The organism is Mesorhizobium sp. ISC25, from assembly GCF_042295465.1.
Lineage (GTDB): Bacteria > Pseudomonadota > Alphaproteobacteria > Rhizobiales > Rhizobiaceae > Mesorhizobium.
This window is the reverse complement of sequence record NZ_CP135441.1, coordinates 5,111,230-5,137,515: the sequence shown is the minus strand read 5'-3', so window position 1 is coordinate 5,137,515 and position 26,286 is coordinate 5,111,230. Positions and strand designations below refer to the sequence as shown.

The window sequence follows — 26,286 nt, the reverse complement described above, 5'->3', positions numbered from 1 at the left end:
CCGGACTAGCAAACAAAGGTTTGACGATGACGATTGGAATGAACTCGGAGTTCGACGTGAACCAGACCATGCAATTGGTCGATGGAACGCCTCCGCGATGGAACCGCAAAGAGGCCGAGGCCATCTACGGCATGCCATTCAACGATCTGCTGTTCCTAGCTCAGACGATCCACCGCCAGAACTTCGATCGAAACCGAGTGCAGCTGTCGCGGCTCCTTAGCATCAAGACCGGCGGGTGCCCCGAAGATTGCGGCTATTGCAGCCAGTCTGCGCATTACGAAACCGGTGTGAAGGCGTCGAAGCTGGTGGACGTCAAGCATGTCATCGACGAAGCGGCCATGGCGCGTGATGGCGGCGCAACGCGCTATTGCATGGGCGCGGCGTGGCGAAGTCCCAAGGAGCGCGACATGGACGTTGTGGTCGCCATGATTGAGGGCGTCAAGGCCCTCGGCATGGAGACCTGCATGACGCTCGGCATGCTTGATCTTGAGCAAGCTGCTCGCCTGAAGCAGGCCGGTCTCGACTACTATAACCACAACATCGATACCTCTGAGCGCTACTATGGCGAGGTTATTTCAACCAGGACTTTTGCCGACCGGCTGGAAACGCTTGGGCACGTGCGCGCGGTTGGGATGAAAGTCTGCTGCGGCGGCATTGTCGGGATGGGAGAAGAAAAGACCGATCGCATCGACATGCTGGTCACGCTCGCGAACCTGCCCGAGCCGCCGGAAAGCGTGCCGATCAACATGCTTATTCCCATCGAAGGCACGCCGCTTGCCGCGGCCGACGCCATCGATCCGATCGATTTCGTCCGCATCGTTGCGCTCGCGCGGGTGATGATGCCGAAATCCTATGTAAGGCTGTCCGCCGGCAGGACGGCGATGAGCGACGAAACGCAGGCGCTGTGCTTCTTTGCCGGCGCCAATTCGATCTTTGTCGGCGACACGCTGCTGACGGCGGGAAATCCCGGCGAGGACAAGGATACCCTTCTGTTCCGGCGCCTCGGCATTGAGCCTATGGAACTCGCCACGCAATGAAGGAGGCAATTCTTGCCCGCTATGACGCAACCTTGCGGGGACTGGGGCGCAAGGACCGGTTACGGACGCTCGCACCGCGCGCCGGGCTCGACTTCTCGTCGAACGACTATATCGGACTTGCCGCCTCCAAAAGACTCGGCGATGCGGTTTCGACGGCGATTGCGCGGGGCACGCCAGTGGGCGCCACCGGATCGCGGCTGTTGCGCGGCAATGCACCGGAACATGAGCAACTGGAGGCGGACGCAGCGGCATTTTTCGGAGCCGAGCGTGCACTGTTCTTCGGCAGCGGCTATATCGCCAACTTCGCTCTGCTGACGGCCCTGCCGCAGAAAGGCGACCTGCTGGTCCTCGACGAGCTCGCTCATGCCAGCATGCATGAGGGTGCCCAGGCCGGGCGCGCTGAGTTCAAGCTGGCCGCGCACAACGACGTCGACGCTGTCGAGGACGCAATCACCCGCTGGCGCGCCGAAGGCGGCATGGGGCGGGTGTGGATCGCCTTCGAAAGCCTTTACAGCATGGATGGCGACCGTGCGCCGATGGAGAGCCTGGTCGCGCTGGCTGATCGGTACCAGGCATTCATCGTCGTCGATGAAGCGCATGCCACCGGCGTCTGGGGACCGGACGGCCGGGGACTGGCCGCCGCGTATGAAGGCCGCGACAACATCGTCACGCTCCACACATGCGGCAAGGCGCTTGGCGCATCCGGCGCGCTCGTTACCGGACCGCGAACACTGTGCGACTATCTTATCAACCGGTGCCGGCCATTCATCTATGCGACCGCACCATCGCCGCTGATGGCAGTCGCGGCACGTGAGGCGCTGACTATTCTGTCTGACGAGCCTATGCGTCGTGCTCAGTTGCACGAGCGTGTCGCTTTCGCGAGCCGGCAATTGGCCGAACGCTGCGGCGTGATGCCCAGCGGCTCGCAGATCCAGCCGCTTGTGATCGGCGATAACAGCCGCACCATGGCGGTGGCGGCAGGACTGCAGGCACGCGGCTTCGACATACGCGGCATTCGCCCGCCGACAGTGCCTGAGGGTACGTCGCGCCTGCGCATTTCGCTGACTCTCAACGTCGACGAAGCCGACATTTCCGCCATGGTCGAGGCTCTCGTCGGAGTGTTGGCCACAGCATGACCAAACGCATCGTCGTCACCGGAACAGACACTGGAATTGGCAAGACAGTGTTTTCGGCCGGACTTGCCGGGCTGCTCGACGGCTTCTACTGGAAGCCGGTGCAATCGGGCCTCAACGAGGAGACCGACAGCGAGGTCGTCGCCCGGCTTTCCGGCTTGCCCGACGGACGCGTGCTGCCCGAAGTCTATCGACTGACGATGCCGCTGTCGCCGCATCGATCAGCCGAAATCGACGGCGTCGCGATCGAGGCCGACGATCTTTCATTTCCGGTCCTGCCGACACCGCTCGTCATCGAAGGCGCCGGCGGGCTGATGGTGCCGCTCAATCGACAGACAAGGTTCATTGACATATTCGAACAATGGCGGCTGCCGGTCATACTGTGCGCCCGCACCGCGCTTGGCACCATCAATCATACGCTGTTGTCGATCGAGGCCCTGAGAGCCCGCTCCATCCCGCTCATCGGCATTGCCTTCATTGGCGAAGAGGTGGCCGATACACAAAGGACAATCGTGGAATTCGGCTGCGTGCCGCAGCTGGGCAGGCTGCCGCACCTCGGTCCGCTGACGGGTGAAACGTTGAGAGATGCAATGATTTCCGGCTTCGACCTGGCCATGATTGCCGGAGGCGACTGATGGCGGAGTCTCGAGTCTGGCATCCGTTCACGCAGCACGCGCTAGAGCCCTCGGTCCCTGAAATCGTGCTGACTGAAGGCGCCTATCTCCACAAGGCCGACGGCTTCCGCATCCTCGATGCGATTTCTTCCTGGTGGGTCGTCACCCATGGCCATCGCCACCCCCGCATCATGAAGGCCATCGAGACGACCGCGTCGAGCCTCGACCAGATCATCTTCGCGGGCTTCACCCACGAGCCGGCCGAACGGCTGGCCGAGGCGCTTGTCGGCATCGCACCCGCCGGCCTCGACCGGGTGTTCTATTCCGACAGTGGCTCGACCTCAGTCGAAGTCGCGCTGAAGATGGCGCTCGGCTATTTCCGCAACATCGGCGCGCCGCGTTCGCGCATCGCCGTCATGGAGCACAGCTATCATGGCGACACGATCGGGGCGATGAGCGTCGGCGCCCGCGGCGTCTTCAACGCCGCCTATGATCCTTTGCTGTTCGAGGTCGACGCCATCCCCTTCCCGGCCGCCGGGCGCGAGCAGGAAACGCTGGATCGGTTCGAGGCCGTTAGCCGCGACCGGCGCGCAGCCGCGCTGATCGTCGAGCCGCTGGTGCTTGGCGCCGGCGGCATGCTGATGTATCCGGCCTGGGTTCTTGCCGAATTGAAGAGGATCGCCGAAGCCTCCGGCACGCTGCTGATCGCCGATGAAGTGATGACCGGCTGGGGGCGCACCGGAACCATGTTTGCCTGCGAACAGGCGTCCGTCTCGCCGGACATCTTGTGCACGTCGAAAGGTCTGACCGGTGGTACCATCCCGCTGGCGGCCACGCTCGCCACCGATGCCATCTTCCACGCTCACTTTTCGGAGGATCGCAAGAAGACGTTTTTCCATTCGAGCTCCTACACCGCCAATCCGATCGCCTGCGCGGCAGCACTTGCCAATGTCGAGATCTGGCGTGACGAGCCGGTGGCCGAGCGGATCGCGGTCTTGAGCGCGAGGCAGGCCGCCGGGCTGCAACGCTTCCGGGGCAATCCATATTTCACCGACTGCCGGACAACCGGCACCATCGCGGCACTCGACCTACGCACCGGCTCAGCCGGTTATCTGGCCGAGATCGGGCCAAAACTGCGCGCTTTTTTCCTTGAGCGCGGCCTGTTGGTGCGCCCGCTCGGCAATGTCCTCTATCTTCTGCCGCCCTATTGCATCACCAGCGACGAATTGGGCGGGCTCTATGACGCGATAGAGGAGGCCGGCGAACGCTTCGGCTCGCGGCCATGAACCTATCGTCGCGCGTTCTCGGCTTCGGCCATCATGCGCCGGCGCGCAAGGTCGAGAACCCGGAAATCGAAGACCGGCTCGGGCTTGAGCCCGGCTGGATCGAGCGGCGCACCGGAATTCGCTCGCGCTTCTGGGCAACAGACGAAGACACGCTGTCGGGCCTTGCCGCCTCTGCCGGCGACATGGCGCTGACCAATGCCGGTATCGACCGCGGCGACGTCGGTCTACTCTTGCTCGCCACGTCGACGCCCGATCACCTTCTGCCGCCAAGCGCGCCGCTGGTCGCACATCGGCTGGGGCTAGGCCGCGCCGGAGCGATCGACCTGACCGGCGCCTGCGCCGGCTTCATCTATGCGCTGATGTTCGCCGACGGGTTCACCCGCCTGCACGGCAAAGCGAGCCTTGTCATCGCCGCCAACATCCTCAGCCACCGCATCAATTTGGCCGAGCGCGCCAGCGCCGTGCTGTTTGCCGATGCCGCCGGCGCCATGGTGATCAGTCCTTGCGATGACCCGGATCGAGGCATTCTCGGCGCTTCGGTGGATTCCGACGGCTCGCGCTACGGGCTAATCCAGATTCCCGCCGGGGGAAGCAACACTCCGTTCCATGCCGACCTCGACCTCGCGCAGACACGGATGACGATCACTGACGGCCGTGAAGTATTCAGCAAGGCCGTGGAGATGATGACCGCCTGCTCGAGAGATGCGCTCACTGCTGCCCGACTGAGGCCGCAAGACCTCAATCGTTTCGTGCCGCATCAGGCCAATGCGCGCATTTTCGACGCGGTCGGCAGGAACCTCGGCATCGCTGATCACTCGATCGTCAAGACGATCGCCGAATATGGCAACTCTTCCGCCGCGACGATCCCGCTCTCATTGTCGCTGGCCCATCGGGCGCAGCCGTTTCGGCCTGGCGAGAAAGTCCTCTTGGCGGCAGCGGGTGCGGGTCTCAGCGGCGGCGCGCTTGTGGTGGGAATTTAGCAAAGCAATGCTTGCGCACAGGACTGCTCATGAATGAGACTATGAGAATGGCTCAATACGTAAATAGTCGCCGGCAAGCTCCATAGAGCTGGGTTCCGTGCGGTGCTCCGCGATGTCTAAGTATCGACCCGCTTGCTCAAATCGCAGCGCTCATCGAAGGCCAGCAATACCTCATGCAGAGCGAAAATCCTCAACCGCCCGTTTCAAAGACGCTCGCCCCATTTCGAAACAAGGTGTTTCGCTCAATTTGGGCGGCCACCCAGATTTCGAGCCTCGGTTGGCTAGTGCAAACGGTCGCCATCAGTTGGCTTATGGCAACGATTTCAGCGTCCGACCTCATGGTGGCACTCGTCCAGGCCGCATCCACATTGCCGGTGTTCTTCCTCTCAGTTTTCGCCGGAGCCATTGCCGACAACTTCAGCCGCCGGTGGGTGATGTTTGCGGGACACTGCCTGATAGCATCGGCGTCGACGACGCTGATGATTTCTGTGGGTCTGGGATTTGTCAGTCCTTGGCTGATTCTCGGGTTAGGTTTCCTGGCCGGCTGCGGCTTTGCCTTGAATGATCCGGCTTGGCACGCTTCGGTCGGCGATATCCTTCACAAACGCGACATTCCGGCCGCAGTGACGCTTATGTCCGTCGGATACAACATTGTGCGCAGCGTTGGTCCGGCCTTGGGGGGCGTGATCCTGGCCGTCTTTGGGCCGCTGGCCGCTTTCGCCTTGGCTGCGGTGAGTGATCTGGCGCCCATAAGCGCGATATGGCGCACCAAATGGGAGGTCCGCTCTTCGCCTCTCCCTCGTGAGAGAATGACGACGGCAATTCATGACGGAGTGCGCTTTACGGCGATGTCTTTGGAGATCAGGGCAGCGACCGCCCGAGCCGCTCTTTTCGGATTGGCAAGCATCTCCATTCTGGCGTTGCTCCCCCTCGTGGTCCGGGATCAGTTGAAGAGTGGGCCAATTGTCTACGGTATCTTATTGGCCGGCTTCGGCATGGGTGCTTTCATCGCGGGCATGGGCAACGGCTTCTTGAGGAAGGTCACGTCTCAAAACAGGCTGGTGGCCTTCGCCTCTGTGGCTTGTGCAGTCTGTTGCCTCTCCCTTGCCCTTACATCGTCGGTTCCTGTGGCGGCCATTTCGCTGGCGCTCGGCGGAGCGGGTTGGCTTATCACCTGGACGGGCATTGACGTGTCGGTGCAGTTGGCAAGCCCAAGGTGGGTTGTAGGCCGCACGCTCTCCATTTACTACGCCTTGAGCGCAGGCGGTATGGCTGCTGGCAGCTGGATCTGGGGTTCTGTCGCGCAAAATTATTCCTTGACCTCAGCATTGGAGGGCGCCGCAGGCGCTCTGTTGCTGGTTGCAGCAGCGGGGATCGTGTTGCCGGTCCGTCCCTGGGAAGAAACCGACCAAGAAAGTTCAGTTTTTCATCCGCCGGACGTGGCTCTCGATCTGAAACCCAGAAGTGGCCCTATCGTGGCCAAGGTCGAGTATTTGATATCGGAGGAAAATATCGAGGCCTTTCTGGGCTCCATGCGCACGCGGCGACACGTCCAGAGCCGTGCCGGTGCACGAAACTGGACGCTCCAGCGAAATCTGCAAACACCGTCACTTTGGACGGAGACATTCCGCACCCCCACCTGGATGGACTTTCTCCGCCTAAATCATCGACTCACCGCAGCAGATAAGGAAGTCGCCCAGCATCTCCTGTCACTGCATGAAGGAGAGGTGCCTCCGCAGACAGTGCTTTCGATTGAACGGACGACCGAGGCAATTCGTACCCGTACCTCGACAATCTTTTCTCGTCCTCCAAGATGACGCCATCAAGCTGCTGTCCAGGGACAGGGTGGATCACCGGTGCTTTGCAGAGCACAGCCTCACACCGAGAGCAGCGTGCTCCGGGTTGTGCGCTTTCGCGCGCACCCAGGCGAGATGATGGTGAACGCGGCGTCAAGTGGAAGTCCCCTGCATACGCTTGCGGAGTCTTCTGCGAGAGCCCATGCCGACGAGCGCCAAACAAGGTCTGATGCCTTTCGGCGTCGTGGCCTCAACTCATCGATTCGCGAGAAAAGCATCGAATGCAGCAGCAACGGCGCGAACAACAAAGCGGTGCTCCGGCCGCACGCGGATGAAGCCGTTTTCGACGTCCAGGATCCCCTCCTCAGCCAGCGTCACCAAACTCTCAACTGAATCGAGAAAACGAGCTGGTTCGATTTCGTGGGCGGCACAGATGGTCGGCACGTCGGCCTCCAAATCGCACATCAGTCGCTCGATGATCGCTGCGCGCACCCGGTCATCGTCGGTCAGACGGTGGCCCTTTGATGTCGCCAGACGTCCACTTGCGATGTGCCGGGCGTAAGAATCCCGTGTTACTTCGTTCTGAACATACCCCTCGCGGACTCGGCCAATAGCCGACGCGCCGAAGCCGATCACGGTTTTGCAAGTATCGGCCGAGTATCCCAGCGAATTACGCCGTAGGCGCCCGGTCTTCTGCGCTAGCGCAAGTTCGTCGTCCGGCGGAGCGAAATGATCGAGCCCGATCTCCCGGTAGCCAGCGCCAACCAGTGTCTCGGCGACAGCTGCAGCCTGTTCGGCGCGAAGATCACCGTCCGGTAGACCTGCCTGCTCGATTAGGCGCTGATCCTTTATCACGGAAGGAATATGCGCGTATCCGAACACCGCAAGCCGGTTGGGGCGCATGGCGACCGCAGCCATCGCGGTCTGGATGCAGGACTGCACAGTCTGTTTCGATAGACCGAAGATGAGGTCGGAGTTGATATGGCCAACGCCATGCCGGCGGAGATTTTCGACTGCAGCGGCCGTCTGCACCTTACTCTGGATCCGATTGATCGCCTTTGCACATCGGGATCAAAGCTCTGCACGCCGATGCTCGCGCGGTTGACACCGTTAGCTGCCAGGGCTTCGGCCATTTCCGGTGTGAACGTTCGGGGATCGATCTCCACGGCGATCGCAGCAGTTTTGCTGAAAGCGAAGTGGCGGCGTAGAAATTCCATCAGCGCCAAGTGCTCGGCTGGCCCGATAAGGTGAGGCGTTCCGCGCCGAAATGCACATCGCTCACCGGCAGCCTTGCCGCACTTGCTCCGACACCAAACTGATCTCCTGACGCAGCACCGCTAAATAATTAAGGATCGGGCCGTTGCGACGGATGACCGCGGTAGGGAAGCCGCAATACCAGCACATGGATCGGCAAAACGGAATGTGGAAATAGAGCGACACCGATTCGTGGGCCGGGAGGCCCCCCAGCCATTCCTCATAATCGTCAGCACCAACTGCCGCAGAGAAGTCTGGCACAGTCGGATAGATGGTATACCAAGGCGGCCGGGGGTCCCGGTACTTTGTCAGGATTGAGGTGTGCAAGGAGCTGTCATCCCACGTCGCTGATCCATCATTCTTTCGTTGCGCGCTCGTCCTGGTCTCTGACCTAAGTCAGTGCGTCCCGCTTATGTCGCAGTCTCGTTTGGACAGGATGGGGTCAACCACGCCGGGGAGCGCGCGTGCCATGGTTGCGCCTGAGGTGATGGTGCGGTGCCGCATTCAACGTCTGAGTACGTGACGCCAGTGCAGTGTGCTTGAGGCGTCTGCGGAAGAACTTTGCAATGCGAAATTCATGTCCGACGCAACGGACCTGTCAAGCCTCGTTCAGACGCCATCCAGGTCCAGCCAGCGGCCTTCCCTGCCGGCCGAAAAACCATACCGGCTTTAGCCACCGAGACGCTCTAAAGCTGACGTCGGCTCATTTGATGAAAGGAGGACGCCGCTAGGGGGTGCACAAGGTTCCCCGGCTTGACGTCGCTTCGAGCGAAGAGCGGCGGTGTGGCTTGTCGTCAAGCGCCGGGCAGCGTGCCCCCTACCGATATCCCGAAAAGATCGACCAAGATGGCCATGCCGACGCCACACGCGGTCTGGATGAGGCCGACCATGAAAATGCGATTGGCGCGTTCGTAGATGGGGCGCCGCAAGGAACTCATGTCGAGCAGCATGGACAGCGCTCTCATCTGCAGTGCGATGCCGAGCAGGATCGGCACTACGGCGAACAGATCGTAGAGTTGCCATGGCAAGGGGTTCGCGGCCCAATGAGTGAGGAAGCCGAGCGAAAAGGCAAGCAGGATACCCACGGCAGTGATTGTGCCGTTGCGGAAAATGGTCTCGATCGGTTCTTCCTTCGGATCGTGCTCGTCCAAGCGGCTTCCTTTCGTTGCTCTTTCCGTCGAGACTAAGTTCTCGAGAATGCTGTTCATCGCCAATTACTCGAGGCGAGCCGTAGGCAGCCGTTTCAGGGTGCGCTCCCTCTCGCTTCCGGCCGCGAAATGTACCTGCACGGCGAACTTACAGCGGCGAAAAGGTGCTGCGGCCACCATGCGACGCCTCGGACGTGCACGCCCTCTGTTCCTGGCGCAGCCCTTGCGGAGCGTACGCGCAGTGATCCTTCTCGGTAGCGCATGGCGCGGCCTGCGTTGCGGTCAGACGGGAAGCCGTCGCTGTTAACGAGACTGTCACATATCGAACATGGCGAACCGTGTCGCACATTGCTTTTCGCAGTGACCCTCAAAAAAAGTGATTCCAGCGAGACGAAGGCGCGTCGGCCCGATTTTGGTGTCGGCCGCATCTACGCTTCAGGTTGGCATGTCGCTTGCTGCTCTATTTCGGAGAGCTGCAGCGGTCCGACCGGAGTGTTTCACATGTAAACGATAATGAATCTCCTAGCAAAAAACACTATTATAAGTACATGTGGCTTTTACGCTGGCTCACCTCTCGTGTCAAGCGCTTTGGCGTCCACATATTGGAGACAACACGCACAAAATTTAGAGGAAAAGCTTGCTCTTTCGCCTCTATCCTTTTTATTCCTTCATGGAGATCTAGACATGTACATCAAGAGTCCTCTTCTGGGCTTAACTGCTCTGATGACCGTTTCCGTCGGTCGAGCAGCTGGCGCCGAGCGGGAACCGGCCGAGTACATCAAGATCTGCGACGTCCTCGGCTCGGGATATTCCTATATTCCCAACACCGAGACCTGCCTGCGCATCGGCGGCTATGTCCGTTACGATATCGGCCTGGGTGACGTCCGATCGTATGACAGCGCAAGAACCTCGGACGTGAGAACTGGCGAGGACCAAGGCACTTGGCGAAACAGCACACGCTTCACGTTCAAAACTTGGACCGGCCAGCAGACCGAGCTCGGCGCGTTGACGACCTATACCGAAACCCAGGTGAATTTTGGCAACAGCGCTAACTCGCATGACAGTCCTCAGAACTATGATTTCAACAGCGGCCTCGCACTGGCTTCTGCCTGGGTCGAGCTGGGAGGCCTGCGAGTTGGCAAGGAGGGGTCGGCCTTCGATACGTTTGCAAGCTACGCTGGCGACGTTCTCGATAGTATGCTCGTTCCGTCGGCCGGCTTCGACACCAACGTGGCTCAGTACCACTTCGACGCCGGCAACGGCATTTCGACTGTGATTTCGCTCGAACAAGGATCGGGCTCAGCCGGCACTATCGACAGCTATATTCCGCACGTTGTCGCCGGCTTGAAATACACGCAAGGCTGGGGCTCGATCACCGGCGTCGCGGCTTATGACAGCAATTACGAAGCTTTTGCCGGCAAGATCCGCGTCGACGTCGCTGTCACAAACCAGCTGTCGCTGTTTGGACTCTTCGGCTACGGTTCCAATGCCAGTCTCAACGAGGACTCAAACGGCGCAATTGCCAATCATGGGCGCGGCTCGTACAAAATCTGGAACGGCCAGTGGGCTTTCTGGGCGGGCGCCACCTACGAGTTTGACGAGAAAACTTCGTTCAACCTTCAGGTCTCGGGTGATCAGCTCAAGGATTCTGGTGTGGCTGCAAACGTCGCCTACATGGTCGTTGCGGGCTTCACGGTCACAGCCGAGGTCGATTACGACCACTACGGCAACTCTGGCCTCGGCCCTGCCGAGCCTACCGCCGTCAAGGGCACGAGCAAGCCGAACAGCGTCGGCGGCATTCTCCGCTTACAAGGCTCATTTTGAAATCTCTCCAGTCGCGAGCATGGCAAAGGCACTTGCCTCGACAACGCACGCATGGAGAGCTTCTTTCGCCATCTTGAAGTCTGCATCAACCGTCCACGGCCCATCGTACCAACTTGAAACTGAAAGGGATGAGCCCTGTGTACTACAGCCTAGCCCTTGACCTGCCCGATGAACCGGCCAGGGGCCGTCAGTTCAAATTCGGGGCCGTTTAGAGGGCAGTGTGAGGCCGTGTTAGGTAAGCGCCACTGCAATGTCGAGGCCGCGACACGCCTGTCGCTTTGGACGGCTGGAATTGCCCTTCGCGGCGCCATTCATTCTCTCAACATTTACGTGATAATGCACGCTGAGTCCGAGCCGCGTGGCAGCACCCATCCTAGGTCACTATCGGGTGGCCTTAAACCTGAACAGCTCCATCGTCGCGGCTGCTGCGGAAGCAGGAGCTATCACAGGGACCCGCACTGGTGCTTGTCAGCCGCTGAGCCGCTACTTCGTCTTAGGAAGAGCATTGTCCTTGCCAAAAGCCGGCCAGTATTTCGAGATTGCCAGTGTGGCGCCGGCTGAAGAGAAATGACCATAGTCGAAATATATAAACTCTCCTCTATCGGAATAGGCGCAGCGTCCTGCGCTGCACAGGAATTTCAGCGGATCGATGAATGTGGCGCCTTTGGTAAATGAGCGCACACGTTCGTTGATGTCGGGGTCCATCGCGATCGGCCAGGACGTATCGTCCAGATTTTGGCGCTTGGCGAAGAACGCAATTTTCCGGACGTCAGTTGGGAACTGCGGAGACTGGCCGATGACAAACACGCGCACGCCCAGGGCACGAAGCGTAGCGATTGTTTGCTGAAGACCGTCGAAACCTCTGACCTCATAGTCACTCCATCTACCGCTGAGGATAACCGTCTTGATGTCCGCTTCCAAGATGACGTCCAAGGCCTTGCGATTGAACCGGACACAATCAAGACGATCGTAAGGGTAGTAATAGAGTATCGGCGCGCAGCTGGCGTACGTATATTCAACGATGTTCGCCTGCAATCGATTTATGTTAGCACCCAAGCCGGAAACATAGTGCGCGGCGAAGGAGTCGCCCCACAAAAAAACCGTTGTTGGAAAACCGCTGGTGCGCGTGCAATCCTCCATATTCCAGCTTTCGATCCGGCTGGTGCCCTCGTTGAAACAGATGCCATTCCTCCAGTCCCCGACGGAAATGCGCCGCTGGACATAGTCCGGAAACCGTTGCGGAAAGCCGTTGCCGAGCGCCCCCGCCGCTCCGCCGGCACAAAGGACAACGATCGCGAGCGCTGAAAAGGCGAAGATAGGCCCCGGGGAGGTGAAGGCCCTCTTCTGTCGAAACGGCTGCTCTACAAACTTCCAGGAGAATGCAGCCAATGCGAGGCTTGCCACCAACATCGCACCGGTCATCAACGGATCGAGTTTTTGGAACGAAAGATAGTGCGCGAACGCATCGAGAGGCCAGTGAACAAGATACAACGAATACGAGATGAGCCCAATCCAGACCAGCGGCCGGACTTCGAGCATGCGGGTTGCGACCGTCGAGGGGGTATTTTGGCCAACATAGATCAGAAGGGCCGTTCCGATGCATGGATACAAGGCGTTGTAGCCTGGGAACGGATCACTCGCCGAAATCGCGAAGAACCCGATGGCGAGAAGGCCAAATCCGGCCACCCCCACCGACTCCATCAGGAATCGGTTGCCCAGCGGCGAGGGGCATTTGAGCATGAGCAGGGCGCCCAACATGAGTTCCCAGATTCGGGTCGGCAGCAGATAGAATCCGGCGGTGGGTGCCAGCGATGTCGCCATCACCGCCACTACGAAGCTGCAGAGAATTATCGGAAGAAGTGTCGTCAGCCAGCGCTTCCCGATGTAGCGATAGATTAGGAACATCAGGATTGGTGCGAAGATGTAGTACTGCTCCGCTACGGAAAGCGGCCAGGTGTGCAACAGTGGTAGAAGCGCGGCATCGATAGAGAAGTAACTTGACGTTTTCCAGAAGAAAACGTTCGACCAGAAGGTCGAGGTAGCTATGATGCTAAGACTGAATCCGCGCAGATCCGGTGGCAGAAGAATGAACAATGCCGCAATGCAGGTGAGAAGCATCACAAAGACGAGCGCCGGCAGAATGCGCCGGGCACGGCGCCAGTAGAAGTTGACGATGGAAAATTGGCCGCGTTCAAGGTCATCCAGGAGGCTTCCGCTGGTTAGGTAGCCGGAGATGACGAAGAAGATATCGACCCCGCTAAAGCCACCCGGGATCGCCGAAATTCCGAAATGAGAGAGTACGACCGGAAGTACAGCAACGGCCCTAAGGCCCTCGATATAGCGCCTATATTGCATCCAGCGGTTCCTTTTATTTTAGATCAGGACGCGATTGGAAGCTTTCAATCTCCGGTAGGAGTGCTGCCGAGATAAGGGCGGTATCAGCCACCTTTATCCGTCCCGAATGTTCTGTAAGTTGCAACTGGTACAGAAGCACGATCGCCATCGCCGGCCTTGACGGCCTGATTGTCGAGCAGATCGCGCGGATCGTTGACCATCACGGCCAGGTTATATCCTGTCGAACAACCAAGCGGCTGTTTGAAGGATTCTTCATTGGGTAAGGCACCATATGAGGGACAGACCGGCGGACGGGCGTGATAGACAATCGCCTCAATTCGCACTGAGCCGGCGTCGTGTTGATCGCGCAATTGAATGTTGTCTTCTTCGATTGCCAACTGCCTGGCCTGATGGGCTACCCCTGCGCTGAGCTGGGGCGAACCGCTGATGAGGAGGTGGATGGCATCGAACCGGCCGCGACTGGCCTTGTCTAGGAAAACACGCAAACGCTGCCGTTCGGAAGCGCGCAGGCTTTGCAACGTCAGGACGGTGGTCTCCTCTCGGACAAGCATTGGTGCCGATGGTTCGACATCAACTGGCGTAGTGCTTGTGCAGCCACTTACGCTTGGTGCCAGAGCGACAAAGAGGATTATAAAACGCAACATCTTTGGATGACACTATTCGATGATGAAGCCGAGACCGCCCTGGGCGCTTGGCGCGCCCGCACGGATAGCAGCGCGGTCTCGCGGGGGACTTGTCACGGAATTCGTCGGAGCGCCCCCTCCGTTCAAAGCCGGTGCCGCCCGCTCGGTCGGTGCGCTCATCTGGTTTGGGTTGGAGCCTGGTCTTACAATGTAAGGCGTAACTAGAATGACCAGTTCTGACTCCTCTTTTTGAAACGAGGTCGAGCGAAAAAGCGGTCCCAGGATCGGCAGTTCTCCGAGCCAGGGAAAGGCCCTGACATCATTGTTGACGTTCCGCCTGATTAGACCGCCGATTGCGAAGCTCTGGCCGCTGGCGAGTTCGACGACCGTATCGGCTCGGCGGGTGGAAACTGCCGGCACGGAAATTCCGTTGATTTGCACGGCACCTTGCGTCGACAGTTCACTGACTTCGGGCGTTACGTGAATGTTGATTTGATTGTTGCTGAGAACTGTCGGCACAAATTCCAGACTGACGCCGAAGTGACGGAATTCAACCGATACCTGCCTGTTTTCCTGCAGGACAGGAATGGGAAATTCGCCGCCCGCGAGAAAGCTGGCCTTTTCACCCGACATAGCGGTGAGGTTCGGCTCAGCCAGGACGGAAGCTATATGCTCCTTGGCGAGCGCGTCGAGAACCGCGCTGACGTTGACGGCACCGTTGTCGAATCCGATTTCTGCTGTACCGCCACCCTGGGTTGAACCAGACCCAGCGCTTGCAGCGCTTCCGCTTAGAACGCCCACTTTGAAATTGCCGATTTGACCGAAGGCGGACAAGTTGACGCCGAGTGACTTCATGGCGCTGCGTGAGACTTCGGCTACGCGCACGCTGAGGTTAACTTGCAGGGATCCAGCGACCTTGATGTTGTTGACGACTTGCGCTCCGTCGCCCAGATATTGCTCAGTGACTCTTTTTGCGGTGTCGGCGACCTCTGCGTCGGGCGCCGTCCCGCTAAGGATTGCGCCGCGCGGCGTATAGTTGACGCGGATGGGATAGTCGCCGACCTGCTCCCGCAGCATGGCGCGTAAATCCCCGATCGGTTGCGTGACAACGATACGCAATTCGGCGAGAGGCTCGCCATTGCCATCCAAGGCGAATAGGCTGGTCCGCCCCGATTTCTTGCCAAAGACGAAGATTGTTTTGCTCGATGGCGCCTGAAAATCCGCGATCGTGGGGTCAGCAACAAAGATGGTCGTGGCTGGCGCGGGCAGATGAACGGTCTCCCCGAGCGAAGAGGAAAGGGTCAGCGTGGCGTTGATGCTATTCGAAGCCGCATGCGGCGGGCCTTTGTCCTGCTTGTTTTGCGCCGCGACACTAAGTGGGAAAGTCACAATAAGCGCGCAGAGGAGATGGCCCAGGTAACGGGGCACTGCAGGTCTTGTAACCTTGTTGGCGATCGCCCGCCAATTGAGCGCAGGGCAAGGATGTTGAAGGATCAGCAAAATAGATCTTCTTTCGATTCGACAAACTATGCGGACGAGGCGTCAGTCAATTCTAGGATGTAACCAATGCCTCGGATGGTCTTGATCCGTGGCGTTGCACCTGATCTGGTCAGATGTCCCCGTAAACGATAAATTCCGACTTCAAGCGCGTTGGCAGACACGTCGTCGTTGAATGAATAGAGGTGATCTTCCAATTGCGCACGGGGCACGATGCGGCCTGCCCGGTTAAGCAGGTGCTCTAGAATACAGAGTTCGCGACGTGCGATCATCATTGGGTGTCCATCAACGAAAACCTGGCGGGCGACCGGATCAAAGTCGAGATTGCCAAATACGAGCCTCAGGTCGGTCATCTGTGTCGCCCGGCGCAGAATGGCTCTCATTCTGGCAATAAGCTCATCGGTAGAGATGGGTTTGAGCAGAAAGTCGTCCGCACCACCGTTGAAGATCGCAATTCGCTTATCGAGATCGTTAAGGCTGCTCATAATGACGGCAGGAACTGAATGCCCGTGGGTCCTCAACTGCCTCAGCCAACCCAAGCCATCGCCATCTGGCAGAGCCAATTCCAGCAGGAGAATTTCATAGCTGGCGCAAGAAAATGCACTCGAAGCCAGTTCCAGAGTACCAACGACATCGACGACGAAGCCGCCATCCCCGAGCGCAAGTCGCATGGCGCGCGCAAGATCCGCATGATGATCCACGAGCAGCGTTCGCATTTCATCTCCTCTCGAAGAGGGACGGCCCATCGAACGCGTCACCGGCGGCCATCTGATCGGAGCACACGGCGCGCAACTCGTCGCAGCTCTCGGAACTGGTCCGAGTCGGAGGGACATGCAAGTCGCTCGGTGGCAATAGGCGCGGGTGAGGACCAACTGACGGGCTCAAATACGCCGGTCGGCGAACCCACGAGGCCAGCAACCCGCGTGCGATTTCTCGTTGCATCATCTCTCCTACGTGCAGCCCCTGCGCTCGCAAGGCAGCGTCGCGGCTCAGAGCCCGATTCCCACAGAGGGTAGGGTTAGCTTTCGAGAAACTGATTGAACAAATCGATTATTTGGATCGAATGCATCCACGGTATGGATGCAGCGCACCATCTTCAACGACTGCGGCGTCCTGATGCACTGTTGTGTCTGTCGTGCTCTGCTTTTTTCGCTGTCCTTCAAGGCTGGCGAGCCTGGTGGAACCTGCGCGTCATTGGCTTGGTAGCTTGAATGCTCAACAACGGAGCGCCCTGCGCAAAGCCGCTCTCATTTCCAAAAAGCCTTGCAATCTGGTTGGAGCACTTCGCGCTCGACACCAAAATAGGCGAGGAAAACTGACGTCTGACAGGGATGTACATGCAACAGCCGATTTGCGGCACCAGCAAACGACCGCGTTCAGGCTGAAGATCGACGACCAACGGCTCCTCGATTTCCGCACCGACCGCTTTTACAAGCTCTTCCTGTGCGGGCGGATGCCGGCAAACAGCAGCACAGGGTCAGCGAAACCGGGAGCGGGCCTGCTTGATCGCCATGATCACATTGCCGCTGTCGCGCGTGCGGAGCGGAATGCAATCGGTCCAGCCGGCGGCAATCCGGTCAGCACCATCGTCTGCACGAAGCTCCCTGACGAAGACGTGCCCGAATGCGCTCAACAAAGCCGGGCGGCGGATCTTTCCAATCGCCGAAGGTGCGGGCTGGCACCGAGCGGCGAACTGCGAACTCATTCCTGCCCGGCGGCGCTGGCCGCCGCGAGCGTCGATGCGGACCCAGCCGCTCCGAATCCTCCCACAACACGATGAGCGCGTCGCGGACATCGCTGCCGTAACAGCGGCTGCGGCTCTTGCCCGCAGACGGCCTCTGCTCACGACGGTTCATAAGACGGATCGCGCGCTTGCGAATAATAGCCGGTTACCGCCTCGAACTCATCCAGAATGCGCCGCTTGTCAACGCCGCAATAAAGCTCCACGATCGCCGCTTCACCGTGTCGCCATGCTGAGCCGCGCCATCCTTCCCCCGAACCGGAATGGCACGACCTGTCCATCCCCTTTGGAACAGGACACTATTGGTAACATTTTGCTTGAGGCAATGCGGCTCGTTGCCTTCCTTTTCGCTGACCGGAAGGGTACCGGAAGTCGTCTATCGCATCTTACCCGCTGAAAGCGGCAACACCTCGACCTCAATCGCAGATCATAGGAAATAGACGATCGCGTCGGGGCCTCAGCATCGGTTCACCGGGTTTCCGTCATCGACTGAAGCGAATTGCCCCATCGACCGTCACCGGGTGGGCCGCGATACGTCGCCGTGTATGATTAGCGAGCGCACGTAGCGTAGCCATAGCTCTCCACCCAGCCATGTTCCCCTAGTTGGAAAATGTCCGGCGGACCAGAGGTGCTGTCGTCAGCTTTTCCTGAATAGCGGCCAAGGCAATCCCTACCAGTCCATCACCACCTTGCCGGAACTGCCGCTCTTCATCGCATCGAAACCGATCTGAAAATCGTCGATGCCGATGCGGTGGGTGATCAGGCCGGAGACATCCAGCGGACCCTGCACAAGCGCGATCATCTTGTACCAGGTTTCGAACATCTCGCGGCCGTAGATGCCTTTGAGATGCAGCATCTTGAAGATGACCTTGTTCCAGTCGATCTCGAAGCCGGTCGGCGCGATGCCCAGAATGGCGATCTTGCCGCCATTGTTCATGGTGTCGATCATGTCGCGGAAAGCGGGGGCGGCGCCCGACATTTCGAGCCCGACGTCGAACCCCTCGGTCATGCCGAGCACCGGCATGACGTCGCGCAGCTTTTCCTTCGAGGCGTCAACGACATGCTGGACGCCGAGTTTCTTGGCTAGCGCCAGCCGCACCGGGTTGATGTCAGTGATGACCACTTTGCGCGCGCCGACGCATTGGGCGACGAGCGCGCCCATGATGCCGATCGGCCCGGCGCCAGTCACCAGCACGTCCTCGCCGACCAGATCGAAGGACAATGCGGTGTGGACGGCATTGCCCAAGGGATCGAAGATCGCGGCAATCTCATCGGGCACATCGTCGGGGATCGGCACGACATTGTGCTGCGGGATCGCCAGATACTCGCCGAAGGCGCCTGGACGGTTGACGCCGACGCCGAGCGTGTTGCGGCACAGATGCCCTCGCCCGGCGCGACAGTTGCGGCAATGGCCGCAGACGATGTGGCCTTCGCCCGATACACGCTGGCCGACCTTGTATTCGGTGACCGCTGCGCCGAAATCGGCAACGGTGCCGACGAATTCATGGCCCGTCACCATCGGCACCGGCACCGTCTTCTGCGCCCACTGGTCCCAATTGTAGATGTGCACGTCGGTGCCGCAGATCGCCGTCTTCTTGATCTTGATCAGCACGTCGTTGGGGCCGATTTCCGGCACCGGCACCTCTTCCATCCAGATGCCCGGTTCGGCCTTGGCCTTCACAAGCGCCTTCATCATGTTCGACATCAGGATTTCCCTATTCCGTGATTGCGCTTCTGGCGAGATAGCCTGCACAACGGGAAGGTAGGCCACTAACTCGTTTGAACGTCCGGAATGGTCAGCCCCGCCTGCTCGGCCTCGCGGCGCAAATTCTGACGGGGCCTGGGGCCGATCTGCTGGATCACCAATCCGGCTGCCAGTGAGCCAAGGTCGCCGCAAGTCTGCAGGTCGCGGCCTTGCGTGTAGCCATGCAGGAAGCCGGCAGCATAGAGATCACCGGCGCCCGTCGTGTCGACCAGTTCCTTGATGGCGGTCGCCTTGATCACCACGGTCTCGTCGCCGCGCACGATCACCGAGCCTTTTTCCGAGCGGGTGACGGCGGCGATCCGGCAATCCTTGCGGATCTGCGCCAGCGCCTCGTCGAACGACGATGTCTGGTAGAGCGACCTGATCTCGTGGCTGTTGGCAAAGACGATGTCGACCGTGCCCGAGCGCATCAGGTCGAGGAATTCGTCGCGGTAGCGGTCGACGCAGAACGAATCCGACAGTGTCATCGACACTTCTCGGCCTGCCGCGTGCGCCAGCTTCGCCGTCTGGCGGATTGCCTCCTTGGCGCGCGGCGGGTCCCACAGATAGCCTTCGAAATAGGTGACCTTGGCGCCAGACGCCTTGTCGGCTTCGACATCCTCAGGGCCAAGCTCGACGCAGGCGCCGAGATAGGTGTTCATCGAGCGCTCGCCGTCGGGCGTGACGAAGATCATCGAGCGCGCCGTCGGCGGCTCACCCTTGAGCGGCGTGGTGTCGAAGGCGACGCCCTGCGCATGGATGTCGTGGGCGTAGATTTCGCCCAGCGCATCGTTGGAGACCTTGCCGAAGAAGGCGGCGCGGCCGCCAAAGCTGGCGACGCCGGCCGCCGTGTTGCCGGCGCTGCCGCCGGAGGCCTCGATCGCCGGGCCCATGCGGCTGTAGAGCAGTTCGGCGCGTTGTGTGTCGATGAGGTTCATCGCGCCCTTGATGATGCCGTTGGTCTCGAGGAATTCCTCGTCGCACTGGGCGATGATGTCGACAATGGCATTGCCGATGCAAAGCACGTCATAATCCGGCATCAAAATCTCCGCCAAAACCCGAGCCGGCTTCTTGCCACGCCGGCCGGGCGTGGTCTCGCGAGTTGAAATGGGTTGCCGCATGCGCTTGATCCAGCCGCCCTCACGCAGCTGCCGGTCCGGCTTCACGCAGCAAATCGTCAGCTTTGTCCGTCTTCTCCCAAGTGAACTCAGGCTCTTCACGCCCGAAGTGTCCGTATGTCGCCGTCTTGCGGTATATCGGCCGTAAGAGATCAAGCATCTTGATGATGCCTTTCGGTCGGAGATTGAAAACCTCGAGAACAAGGCGCTCGATCCTTTTTTCCTCGATCCTTGCGGTTCCGAAGGTATTGACCATGACAGAAACCGGACTGGCCACGCCGATCGCGTAGGCAAGCTGAACCTCGCAGACCTCCGCAAGGCCGCTGGCAACGATGTTCTTCGCGACATACCGGGCGGCATAGGCCGCCGAGCGGTCAACCTTGGATGGGTCCTTGCCCGAAAAGGCACCGCCGCCGTGACGCCCGGTCCCACCGTAGGAATCGACGATGATCTTCCGTCCTGTGAGGCCGCAGTCGCCGGCAGGCCCACCGACCACGAACCGCCCTGTTGGGTTGACCAGAAATCTGATCCCCGAAGTATCCAGGTGGGCCGGCAGGACCGGTTTTATGATCTCCTCAATGACGCCTTCGCGGACCGTGGCTTGTGAAACCGCTTCGTCATGCTGCGTTGACAGGACTATGGTATCCAGCGCCACCGGGCGGAGCCCTTCGTAGCGTACCGACACTTGAGATTTCACGTCCGGACGCAGCCAGCCAAGCTGTCCCGCTTTCCGGACCTCGGCCTGTCTTTTCGTCAAATGGTGAGCGAGTTGGATCGGCAGGGGCATCAATGTATCCGTCTCGTTGCATGCGAATCCAAACATGATGCCCTGATCCCCTGCCCCTTGCCCGAGATCCTGCCCTCGTCCTTCATCAACGCCCTGGCTTATGTCGGGCGACTGCTCGGTGAGGGCCAGAACGACGGCGCAACGTCGACCATCTAAGCCAATCGCATCATCGTCGTAGCCAATATCGAGTATCGTATCGCGGGCGACTTGGCTGTAATCGATGTGGGCATGGCTGGTGATCTCGCCAGCCACAACGACCATCCCCGTCTTCACCAACACTTCACAGGCGACGCGCGCCTTCGGATCGGTGCGCAGGACCGCATCGAGAATGGCATCGGAGATGTTGTCTGCCATCTTATCGGGGTGTCCCGCGCCGACGGATTCGGAAGAGAACACGAACTGCCTGGTCATAAAAATGCCCTCGCTTCAAGTGCTGGAGTTAGTGAGGAGTTTCTGGATTGGGGTGGCTTATCGGTCGGGGATGCCGGGAACATCGAACGCAGTGCAGAAGTCGGCAACGTCTCTTCGTACGCTCGCATGAACTTCCTGGTCATCGGGCTGGCGGCAGACCGAGTCGATGAAAGCGGCGATCTGCACCATCTCCGTTTCGCGCATGCCCATGGACGTCACCGCTGGTGTCCCTAAGCGGATGCCGCTTGTCAGCGCCGGATGCCGCCGGTCGCCCGGGACCATATTGAAATTCGCAATGATGCCTGCACGCGATAAGCGCTCCGCATAGGCTTTGCCTGACAGCGACCGGTCCCGAAGATCAAGGATCAGCATGTGATTGTCAGTGCCCCCGGTGACGAGTTCATAACCTCGCTCCAGAAGTGCCTGGGCCAGAGCCTTGGCGTTGTGGACGATCTGCTGACCGTAGACACGAAAGGACGAGTTCGCTGCTTCCTGCAAAGCGACGGCAAGCGCGGCGATAGTATTCATATGCGGTCCGCCTTGCAGAAGAGGGAACACGGCGCGGTCTATACGTTTGGCCAGATTGTGTTTGCTCTTCGGATGATGGAGGGGCTGATAACGGTCTTCATTCCTTGATAAAATGAAGCCACCCCGGGGACCGCGGATCGACTTGTGAGAGGTGCTGGTGACCACATCGCAATGGGACACGGGGTTCGGATGCACTCCTGCGACAACCAGGCCGCAGATGTGGGCGATGTCAGCCACCAGATACGAGTTCACCTCCGAAGCAATTTCGGCCATTGCCGCGTAGTCAAAAATACGCGGATAAGCAGTTCCGCCGACCCAAATTAGCTTCGGGCGTTCCCGCTTGGCGGTCTCGCGCAAGTGGTCATAGTCAATTTGCTGTGTCTTTTCGTGCAGCCTGTACGGGACGCGCTGATAATCGCTGCCGGAAAAATTGACGGACCAACCGTGAGTCAGATGGCCGCCTTCGGGTAAAGGCAAGCCCATGACTTTGTCACGGGGGCTCAAAAGCGCGCGATAGACAGCCTGGTTGGCTGGCGAGCCTGAATAAGGCTGGACGTTGGCGTGTTCACTGCCAAATAGCGCTTTCAGGCGCTCGATCGCGAGGGTCTCAAGCTCATCGACGATCTCGTTTCCGGCGTAGTAGCGCGCACCGGGGTATCCCTCGGCATACTTGTTGGTGAAAATCGACCCGGTCGCTTCCAACACCGCCGAGGAGGCAAAGTTCTCGGAGGCGATCAGTTTGAGAGTTGTCCGCTCCTGACGCTCCTGTCTTAGAAGCAGTTCGTGAACGCGGGAGTCGACGGCGGCTAAGTGAGGCCGCCCGTAAGTGTCGGGCTGCGCGATGGCGCCGCCGGCGGAGTTATCCATGGTAGTCGCGCTCCATTTGGACTGATCTATTTCACGATCAAGCAGGCGGTCCCTTCAACCGCGCGTCTTGTATTGCTTCCAGGCGTTGTAGGTCTCTTTTATGATGGCCATCATCGTGGGGCAGGAGATCGACCACCAATTGAGCCAGCCCGCCATCCTTGCCTCCTGCTTGCATATGGTACGAAGACTGCGGACGTTGTTCGTTGCAGCAAAGAAAGTTGGCTCTGACCAGCCGCCGAACGTGGCGTCGAACCTGCTCGCGAGGCAGACTGGTAATATCGGCCAGCTCGCCGACGGTTAGATCCGCATGCGCGCAAAGGCCCAGGATTCGAAGGCGATCAAGATGCGCTGCCGTCCTTAGGCGATTTACCAGTGTCAACATTGGTTGGCATCAACCCGGACGGGATGCAGCAAGCCGCTAGCCCTTCTATCCCCATCAATCCGCATGAGACCTCTCTCGTCATTTGCTGTAAATCCGCTGGTATGGATGCTAATGGAAGATAGATCACAGTCCTTTACGACTAAGACGCCAGATATTGGGGCTAATGTACCACCTGACAGGAGACTACACTCACGAACATTATGTGAATTTTTTTTAACGTTGCTGAGATCAAGGGGGAGGTTTGGCGAATGTCTCGCCGTCGACTGTCGAATCCTGCCCGACGGGATTATAGGGTGCGTAGCCTGCTTGTCCTTTCCACATGACCAGCGACGATGGGGCGAAGGCGGCAGACATAGCTCTGGAGCATGCTGCGGTATCTTTGGCCTGAAGCCGAGGAAGGCGGACCGTGGCTTCCGCGCCGCTGCCGGGAGCCCGCGAACAGGCCAAGTGGATCAGCCGGGTGTTGCCGTCATAGAGCGTGAGACCCAAAGCTGGCCAGCCGCGCCCTGAGGCTGACGCACCGCTCAGCGTCCACCTTGCTCTCGAAGCCCATCGGCATAGCGCCGATAACGACTTGACCGCGTGCGTGTCGACGAGCGATCGGTGAGCGCAAGGATCGAGGGTGCAGTGCAGGATAATGCTGTTTTAAATCAGCGCTGTTTTCAGCCGACTGCCTTGAGCGTGGGCACAAGGATATAGGCCCAAGGCAGGAGATCATCGTCTGCTGTTCGGGAGGCCGCCCTGGGCGCGCGACAGCCGTTCCTTCGGCTGCGCCGCTCCGCCACCATCCGCGCCGTGCCTTCCGGAGACCATTCCCGCTACCGGCCGGCGCCCGTGAAAACCTCGACCCGGCGCACCGGCTCGAGATGGCTGGGCTCAGCGTAACTCTGAAGTCGTCATATACCGAAGCCTTCACAGACTTCGGACATCCCCCTCACAGTCCGATCCAGATGGCGTCAGGAACACCGCTTGCGTTGATGCGGATGAACCCCTGCTTGTGCCACAATGACCCTTATGTCAGCGCGCGAGCCAAAGCTTCCGCGCAAGGCGACGGCTAGGATAAGGCAATGCCGACGAAGGGCACATTGCTTGCCACACTCTGGAATGATGGCATGCTCGGAAGGCCTAGGCTTTGCTCAGGGCCGCCTGCAAGGCGCGCTTTGAGGTTATTCACATAGCCTTCTGCGTAGTCCTGCGCCGTCGAGACCGAAAGATCAATGCCTGCCGCCAAGGCCTCTTCCATCAGGTGCTTTACGAGCCCATTTCGAATGGCCAGCTTGACCTCGGGGCCTGCGATAAGGCCGATCGCCTGCGCGGCCATATTGAGGCCAGCTTCCTCCAGCGCTCGCTTCATATCGCCTCCGTTAATGGCCGTACGCAGGAGATTGGCTGCTTGCGACTCAGCCTCGAGAACCATCGAGGCAAGATCGGCTACTTGTCCGAGGCCCGGAATGAAGCTGAGCAGTCCCACCGCCGTTGCCGCCAAGTCGAGCACTTTCGTCTCGATTTTGAGCACGGAGTCGACGACGTGCATGACGGCCCCGCCGTTCTTTTTGGCTGACTTAATGTCAGGCTGGTCCATCAGGCCCATCTTCATGTCCGCGACGGCATTCTGCTCTTCTGCGGTTTGGGCGCCGTGGGTGATTGGCTGCTGAACGTTGCGGTTCGCAGACGACATGTTTGTGCAAAAATGGGCAAAGTCTTTTTTGCTGATATTGCCGGAATCAACCGTATGCCCGCCGCCAAAGTCGAAGAATTTATGATGGGTCTTATAGCCCGTGATCGAATTGTTCAGGAGGCCAAACAAAAGAGGATCTGAAAGGAGCTGAGAGGCTGCTTCCCGCACTTTCGGATCAAGGCTCTTGTCGTCTTTCATTTTCGCCAGTTTGTCGCGAGTCAGAACACCGCTTCCAAAGAACGTGTCCTGATGGTCCTTGATCATCTCGACCGTATTCAGCTCAGTTTGCGTGAGGCTCATCGACGATGAGGCGACTTGCAGGAAATCCGCTTTGTGCATCTTCCCTTTCGAGCCACCGCACAACTGGTTCCAAGCATCGGGGTGATCGAGGAAATATTGCGCCGCCGCAATGACCTGGGGCGGAAATTTGCCGTTTTTCGATTCGCCGCCGACCATTTTCTTGAACTCATCCAGACTCAGGTCCTTGGACAGATTTTCGGAGTACCGGTAAAACTCCCGCAAGGCATCGCTCAAGGTCATGACCGAAGGCTGCAAACCTCCGCTGCCGTCGGATGGTATGTAGTTCTGCTCGTAGCTTCGCGCTTGGGCTTCCTGAAATGCAGCAACTTGTGGGTGGTGGTTTGAAAATCCGGCCAAGTCCTTGGCGTTGATCTTGCCTCCACAGCGGCCGTCGCCCTGCGAGCCAATCGCATAAAAAAGTCCCGAATCCTGCTGCAGTCCCTGGATCGCCGCTTTCAGATCCGGTGGCGTAGAGGGATCATTGGCTTTGTCGGTCAACGACTTCCAAGTAAGCGGGCATTGGTCCTTGTGACGGTTGAGTACCGCAACAATCTGCAACTCAGCCGTGGTCAGCGACCCACCGTTCCACGTGATTCCGGGGCTCGCCCTGGGAGCCGGCTCGATCTTCGGAGTGACGCCGAGCAGATGTTGGGCTTCAGTCGCCTTGGAGCGTTGCGATTGGTCCTCCTTGAGAGCCGCCCTCATATTTGGCGGCAGCAGATCCAGTGGGTGTTGCTCCAAGCCATTCAATGTCAAGACATCCGGTGCCATATGGCCCAAAGGGTCCTGCCGCAATTTATCCATTGTCGAATCAAGATTCGACGCTGGCAGATCCCCTTGCGCGAAAGAGCCGGGCTTGTCTGCCAGCACACAAGTGGACAGCATCGCTTCGAAGCACGATGCACTTTGCTGATGCTGGGTCGCAAAATGGGAAACTTTCAGGCCCGGCCAACCCCTTGCGGACTGTAGCGAATTTGAGCGGTAGAAAGTTGAAAGATTACTGGCCGACATTATGCATCCTCAGACGTGACGTTGAAATCCCCACAAGAGACCCCGACAGAAGATCCCTTGCGTTTCACAAAATTCGACAATTCCAAGCGTCGGCAGGTCACGAATGCGCCTGCCCTGCCTTCAATTGCTGTGTTCCGGGCCGGCTCCAAGGTTCGGTCCAACACAATGGCCG

The 26,286-nt window shown here is 59.3% G+C and carries 19 protein-coding genes and 1 pseudogene; 8 read left to right on the top strand and 12 right to left on the bottom strand.

Annotation, left to right across the window (positions count from 1 at the left end; all coding sequences use genetic code 11):
• The first annotated feature begins 68 nt into the window (after window positions 1-68).
• The 6 genes from bioB to RQ479_RS25155 all read left to right on the top strand — a co-directional run bounded on the left by bioB (window position 69) and on the right by RQ479_RS25155 (window position 6,867).
• The gene (bioB, locus tag RQ479_RS25180) at window positions 69-1,037 is read left to right on the top strand and encodes a biotin synthase BioB (protein WP_245265416.1); all 969 of its coding nucleotides are present in this window, start codon (window positions 69-71) and stop codon (window positions 1,035-1,037) included.
• Window positions 1,034-2,173 (top strand): 8-amino-7-oxononanoate synthase, encoded by a 1,140-nt coding sequence (locus tag RQ479_RS25175; protein ID WP_024505572.1) that lies wholly within the window; start codon window positions 1,034-1,036, stop codon window positions 2,171-2,173. The genes bioB and RQ479_RS25175 overlap by 4 nt, the downstream gene beginning before the upstream one ends.
• Window positions 2,170-2,805, top strand: coding sequence for a dethiobiotin synthase (gene bioD, locus RQ479_RS25170; RefSeq protein ID WP_024505573.1), 636 nt, complete (start codon window positions 2,170-2,172; stop codon window positions 2,803-2,805). Before RQ479_RS25175 ends, bioD begins: the two co-directional genes overlap by 4 nt.
• Window positions 2,805-4,070, top strand: coding sequence for an adenosylmethionine--8-amino-7-oxononanoate transaminase (locus tag RQ479_RS25165; RefSeq protein ID WP_376702835.1), 1,266 nt, complete (start codon window positions 2,805-2,807; stop codon window positions 4,068-4,070). The genes bioD and RQ479_RS25165 overlap by 1 nt, the downstream gene beginning before the upstream one ends.
• A complete protein-coding gene (locus tag RQ479_RS25160) occupies window positions 4,067-5,050 on the top strand; it encodes a beta-ketoacyl-ACP synthase III (RefSeq protein ID WP_024505575.1) in 984 nt (327 codons plus the stop codon). Before RQ479_RS25165 ends, RQ479_RS25160 begins: the two co-directional genes overlap by 4 nt.
• Window positions 5,051-5,223: 173 nt before the next feature.
• Window positions 5,224-6,867: an MFS transporter gene (locus RQ479_RS25155; protein WP_024505576.1), complete on the top strand. Its 1,644-nt coding sequence runs from the start codon at window positions 5,224-5,226 to the stop codon at window positions 6,865-6,867.
• Window positions 6,868-7,101: 234 nt separating this feature from the next.
• Here RQ479_RS25155 and hemN read toward each other — a convergent pair.
• Both hemN and RQ479_RS25145 read right to left on the bottom strand, forming a co-directional pair.
• Window positions 7,102-8,427 (bottom strand): annotated as a pseudogene (hemN, locus tag RQ479_RS25150) (oxygen-independent coproporphyrinogen III oxidase).
• 467 nt (window positions 8,428-8,894) lie between these two features.
• A complete protein-coding gene (locus tag RQ479_RS25145; protein ID WP_024505577.1) occupies window positions 8,895-9,251 on the bottom strand; it encodes a hypothetical protein in 357 nt (118 codons plus the stop codon).
• A gap of 681 nt (window positions 9,252-9,932) precedes the next feature.
• Between RQ479_RS25145 and RQ479_RS25140 the strand changes: the two genes are divergently transcribed.
• Window positions 9,933-11,072, top strand: a complete 1,140-nt coding sequence (locus RQ479_RS25140; protein ID WP_128288686.1) for a porin — start codon at window positions 9,933-9,935, stop codon at window positions 11,070-11,072.
• A gap of 483 nt (window positions 11,073-11,555) precedes the next feature.
• Here the strand turns inward: RQ479_RS25140 and RQ479_RS25135 are convergent, their stop codons facing one another.
• From RQ479_RS25135 to RQ479_RS25120, 4 genes are all read right to left on the bottom strand, one after another.
• Window positions 11,556-13,427, bottom strand: coding sequence for an acyltransferase family protein (locus tag RQ479_RS25135; protein WP_128288685.1), 1,872 nt, complete (start codon window positions 13,425-13,427; stop codon window positions 11,556-11,558).
• A gap of 83 nt (window positions 13,428-13,510) precedes the next feature.
• Window positions 13,511-14,071: a CpaD family pilus assembly lipoprotein gene (locus RQ479_RS25130; RefSeq protein ID WP_128288684.1), complete on the bottom strand. Its 561-nt coding sequence runs from the start codon at window positions 14,069-14,071 to the stop codon at window positions 13,511-13,513.
• Window positions 14,072-14,083: 12 nt separating this feature from the next.
• Window positions 14,084-15,550, bottom strand: a complete 1,467-nt coding sequence (locus RQ479_RS25125; protein ID WP_376702834.1) for a type II and III secretion system protein family protein — start codon at window positions 15,548-15,550, stop codon at window positions 14,084-14,086.
• Between the two features lie 26 nt (window positions 15,551-15,576).
• Complete coding sequence (locus RQ479_RS25120; RefSeq protein ID WP_024505585.1) at window positions 15,577-16,263, bottom strand: response regulator transcription factor; 687 nt, start codon at window positions 16,261-16,263, stop codon at window positions 15,577-15,579.
• A gap of 461 nt (window positions 16,264-16,724) precedes the next feature.
• Here RQ479_RS25120 and RQ479_RS25115 point away from each other — a divergent pair, with 461 nt between their 5' ends.
• On the top strand, window positions 16,725-17,327 hold the full coding sequence (locus RQ479_RS25115) for a hypothetical protein (RefSeq protein ID WP_168247416.1): 603 nt from the start codon (window positions 16,725-16,727) through the stop codon (window positions 17,325-17,327).
• Between the two features lie 631 nt (window positions 17,328-17,958).
• Here the strand turns inward: RQ479_RS25115 and tdh are convergent.
• The 6 genes from tdh to RQ479_RS25085 all read right to left on the bottom strand — a co-directional run bounded on the left by tdh (window position 17,959) and on the right by RQ479_RS25085 (window position 26,114).
• Window positions 17,959-18,993, bottom strand: coding sequence for an L-threonine 3-dehydrogenase (tdh, locus tag RQ479_RS25110; protein ID WP_063169264.1), 1,035 nt, complete (start codon window positions 18,991-18,993; stop codon window positions 17,959-17,961).
• Between the two features lie 65 nt (window positions 18,994-19,058).
• Window positions 19,059-20,072 (bottom strand): adenosine kinase, encoded by a 1,014-nt coding sequence (locus RQ479_RS25105; RefSeq protein WP_376702833.1) that lies wholly within the window; start codon window positions 20,070-20,072, stop codon window positions 19,059-19,061.
• A 100-nt stretch (window positions 20,073-20,172) separates the two neighbouring features.
• The gene (metK, locus tag RQ479_RS25100) at window positions 20,173-21,348 is read right to left on the bottom strand and encodes a methionine adenosyltransferase (protein WP_127317697.1); all 1,176 of its coding nucleotides are present in this window, start codon (window positions 21,346-21,348) and stop codon (window positions 20,173-20,175) included.
• Window positions 21,349-21,405: 57 nt separating this feature from the next.
• Window positions 21,406-22,743: a serine hydroxymethyltransferase gene (gene glyA, locus RQ479_RS25095; protein ID WP_063169266.1), complete on the bottom strand. Its 1,338-nt coding sequence runs from the start codon at window positions 22,741-22,743 to the stop codon at window positions 21,406-21,408.
• 37 nt (window positions 22,744-22,780) lie between these two features.
• Window positions 22,781-23,125, bottom strand: coding sequence for a helix-turn-helix domain-containing protein (locus RQ479_RS25090; RefSeq protein ID WP_084831489.1), 345 nt, complete (start codon window positions 23,123-23,125; stop codon window positions 22,781-22,783).
• A gap of 1,054 nt (window positions 23,126-24,179) precedes the next feature.
• The gene (locus tag RQ479_RS25085) at window positions 24,180-26,114 is read right to left on the bottom strand and encodes an HrpF/NolX family T3SS translocon protein (RefSeq protein WP_128289089.1); all 1,935 of its coding nucleotides are present in this window, start codon (window positions 26,112-26,114) and stop codon (window positions 24,180-24,182) included.
• Between the last annotated feature and the right edge of the window lie 172 nt (window positions 26,115-26,286).

Coding starts and splice junctions, on each gene's coding strand:
- tdh (WP_063169264.1), bottom strand. CDS start 18,993: ATGTCGAACATGATGAAGGCGCTTGTGAAGGCCAAGGCCGAACCGGGC.
- RQ479_RS25105 (WP_376702833.1), bottom strand. CDS start 20,072: ATGCCGGATTATGACGTGCTTTGCATCGGCAATGCCATTGTCGACATC.
- RQ479_RS25130 (WP_128288684.1), bottom strand. CDS start 14,071: ATGTTGCGTTTTATAATCCTCTTTGTCGCTCTGGCACCAAGCGTAAGT.
- RQ479_RS25155 (WP_024505576.1), top strand. CDS start 5,224: ATGCAGAGCGAAAATCCTCAACCGCCCGTTTCAAAGACGCTCGCCCCA.
- RQ479_RS25160 (WP_024505575.1), top strand. CDS start 4,067: ATGAACCTATCGTCGCGCGTTCTCGGCTTCGGCCATCATGCGCCGGCG.
- RQ479_RS25135 (WP_128288685.1), bottom strand. CDS start 13,427: ATGCAATATAGGCGCTATATCGAGGGCCTTAGGGCCGTTGCTGTACTT.
- metK (WP_127317697.1), bottom strand. CDS start 21,348: ATGACCAGGCAGTTCGTGTTCTCTTCCGAATCCGTCGGCGCGGGACAC.
- bioB (WP_245265416.1), top strand. CDS start 69: ATGCAATTGGTCGATGGAACGCCTCCGCGATGGAACCGCAAAGAGGCC.
- RQ479_RS25140 (WP_128288686.1), top strand. CDS start 9,933: ATGTACATCAAGAGTCCTCTTCTGGGCTTAACTGCTCTGATGACCGTT.
- glyA (WP_063169266.1), bottom strand. CDS start 22,743: ATGGATAACTCCGCCGGCGGCGCCATCGCGCAGCCCGACACTTACGGG.
- RQ479_RS25175 (WP_024505572.1), top strand. CDS start 1,034: ATGAAGGAGGCAATTCTTGCCCGCTATGACGCAACCTTGCGGGGACTG.
- RQ479_RS25165 (WP_376702835.1), top strand. CDS start 2,805: ATGGCGGAGTCTCGAGTCTGGCATCCGTTCACGCAGCACGCGCTAGAG.
- RQ479_RS25085 (WP_128289089.1), bottom strand. CDS start 26,114: ATGTCGGCCAGTAATCTTTCAACTTTCTACCGCTCAAATTCGCTACAG.
- RQ479_RS25120 (WP_024505585.1), bottom strand. CDS start 16,263: ATGCGAACGCTGCTCGTGGATCATCATGCGGATCTTGCGCGCGCCATG.
- RQ479_RS25090 (WP_084831489.1), bottom strand. CDS start 23,125: ATGTTGACACTGGTAAATCGCCTAAGGACGGCAGCGCATCTTGATCGC.
- bioD (WP_024505573.1), top strand. CDS start 2,170: ATGACCAAACGCATCGTCGTCACCGGAACAGACACTGGAATTGGCAAG.